Here is a 2217-nt window from a genome sequence, read left to right as displayed (position 1 = left end):
TATTCGCAATCTTCAGATGGAAGCATGACATAAAGTGGGCATTCACCATCCCGAAACTGCGTATAATCAAAGTAAAAGGTTTCATCAAGATCATAACTCACAACGAGCTGTTCTGGTGTCGTAAAACCACGTTTTCTATCATTTAAGTTTTGGAAAACAACGTCATTAACAGAAACACCTATAGGATGCTCATAAAGACTATAGATTTCTTCACCACTAATGTCCCCACCTTTATAATGTTTCAAAAAACTCTTGTAAGAGGATGTGAATTGTAAACCAAGAGCTTTCTCAGCCCTTTCAATTACAAGATCATCAACTGCATCATCTTCAGTACGAAAATGGATAATCTCATCATCATATTTATTCACTTTATCAATTAATATTACAACATCAGCTAAGGTATAGGTTTTCATAAATCTTCCCCTGCATGGTCCTTAATTCTTTTACAGAGAAATTCATAAAAATTACTTGCATAATAAAGGGGATCTCCAGATATTACCTCAAAATAGAGCGGACATTCACCATCCTGAAACTGAGAGTAATCAAAGTAAAATGTCTCACCAAAATCAGTTCTACTGACAACAAGCTGCTGTGATTTTGCTAAACCATTTTTCATTTCTGTTAAGCGATTATAGACAATGTCACCACCATAAACAGTTTCAAAGTCTACACCATAAATGCTAAAAATTTCCTCGCAACCAATTTCTCCTCCTCCATAATTTTTTAAAAAACTTTTGTAGGACGAGGTGAATTGTAAACCAAGAGTTCTCTCAGCCTTTTCAATCAATATATCATCAGGTGCATCCTCTGCAGTGCCAAAGTCGATAACATCCGGATACTTATTAATTAATTGTGCAACATCAGCTAAGGTATAGGTTTTCATGGATGATCCTCAAAACTTGCGTTATAAACGCTTCATATTTCCTCTATCAATTTCACCTCTTCCATAGTTTTTTCCAAAAGCTCTTGTAAAAAGGGATAGGTTGCGGAGTGGGAGTGTTCTCAATCTTTTCAATCGGTTGGTCACCATCAGGTATCTCAGCTCCCACACTTTCTTTAATTCTTTTGCAAAGGAATTCATAAAAATTGCTAGCGTAATACTCGCAATCCTCAGATGGAAGCATGACATAAAGTGGGCATTCTCCATCCCTAAACTGCGTATAATCAAAATAAAAGGTTTCACCAAAATCTGTTCTGCTAATGAAAAGCTGTTCTGGTGTCACAAAACCACGTTCTCTATTGAGTAAGTTTCGGTAAACAATATCACCAGCAGGAATACCTTCCCCACAATCTCCATAAATGCTAAATATTTCATCACCACCAATTTCTCCTCCTCCATATTTTTTTAAGAAAACTTTGTAAGAGGATGTGAATTGCAAACCCAAAGCTTTCTCCGCCTTTTCAATCTGTAAATCATCTGTTTCATTCTCTCCATCATCTTCAGTACCCAAATTGATAATCTCTTCATCATATTTATTTACTTTATCAATTAAGACTGCAACATCATCTAAGGTATAGGTTTTCATCAATTATTCTCCATTAATTATTCTATAAATCTCTGTTTTTTCTCTTTTCATCAACCGTAGAGTATTACTGCCGATGCTCCTGTCCCCATCTGTCAAAATCTAGACCTATAATACCCCATTTCATATCAATTATTTCTCCTAAATTACTGTTTTTTTGTTCTCTATACCCTTTAGCGCGTTCCTTCCAATATTCCTCTCTCCACTTATTAAACTTTTCTCTCTCTATAAGCGATTGATGTGTTTTGGAAGGAGCATGAATCACGGAATTATATTTATTATGAGATTCCTTGCTCATTTCTGCTATGGGCCCCTCATGCGTTTGCTTTAGGTGATGCAACTCAACAGGCTCACCATCAAATCCTATAGGTGCTCTTCCTGTTTCCATCCTTTCAATATTGGTGCCCCACACGTCTTTCTTGTTTACTCTCCATTTAACCCTTTGGTTAGGATCAAACAAATCGTCTCTCTTATAAGCTTTGTTCGTCTGACCAAATTTGCTATCGGTAAATTTAGTGGGTTTCTTTTTTAACCAAAGCTTTTTTTCTTTAGCAGCAAGTTTAGTTAGTTCTTTCTTCGCCGCAAGTTTGTCAGGATCTCCCTGAGCTGCAAGTTTGGCAAGATTTTTCTTGGAAGCGAATTGGGCAAAATCTTTCCTAGCAATGAACTTGATCACAGCCTTGTTGCCAAGATT

4 protein-coding genes are annotated in these 2217 nt (G+C 36.4%); all 4 read right to left on the bottom strand.

Annotated elements, in window-relative coordinates; translation table 11 throughout:
* Positions 1–413 (bottom strand): SMI1/KNR4 family protein (locus tag ACFINH_RS09575; protein WP_375632926.1); only part of this gene is annotated, 413 nt, incomplete at its 3' end.
* Positions 410–883 carry an SMI1/KNR4 family protein gene (locus ACFINH_RS09570; protein ID WP_375613701.1) on the bottom strand — a complete coding sequence of 158 codons (474 nt, stop codon included), beginning with the start codon at positions 881–883 and terminating at the stop codon, positions 410–412. The genes ACFINH_RS09575 and ACFINH_RS09570, both read right to left, overlap by 4 nt.
* A 52-nt stretch (positions 884–935) precedes the next feature.
* Complete coding sequence (locus ACFINH_RS09565) at positions 936–1526, bottom strand: SMI1/KNR4 family protein (RefSeq protein ID WP_183193918.1); 591 nt, start codon at positions 1524–1526, stop codon at positions 936–938.
* 64 nt (positions 1527–1590) lie between these two features.
* Positions 1591–2217, bottom strand: a 627-nt coding sequence (locus ACFINH_RS09560; RefSeq protein ID WP_375632924.1) for an HNH/ENDO VII family nuclease, incomplete at its 5' end; no start/stop codon positions are given.

The organism is Bartonella sp. AA74HLJMH (assembly GCF_042197045.1).
GTDB lineage: Bacteria > Pseudomonadota > Alphaproteobacteria > Rhizobiales > Rhizobiaceae > Bartonella.
The sequence above is the reverse complement of the archived record's forward strand: the minus strand, read 5'-3'. Positions and strand labels throughout refer to the sequence as shown.

Coding starts and splice junctions, on each gene's coding strand:
- ACFINH_RS09565 (WP_183193918.1), bottom strand. CDS start 1,526: ATGAAAACCTATACCTTAGATGATGTTGCAGTCTTAATTGATAAAGTA.
- ACFINH_RS09570 (WP_375613701.1), bottom strand. CDS start 883: ATGAAAACCTATACCTTAGCTGATGTTGCACAATTAATTAATAAGTAT.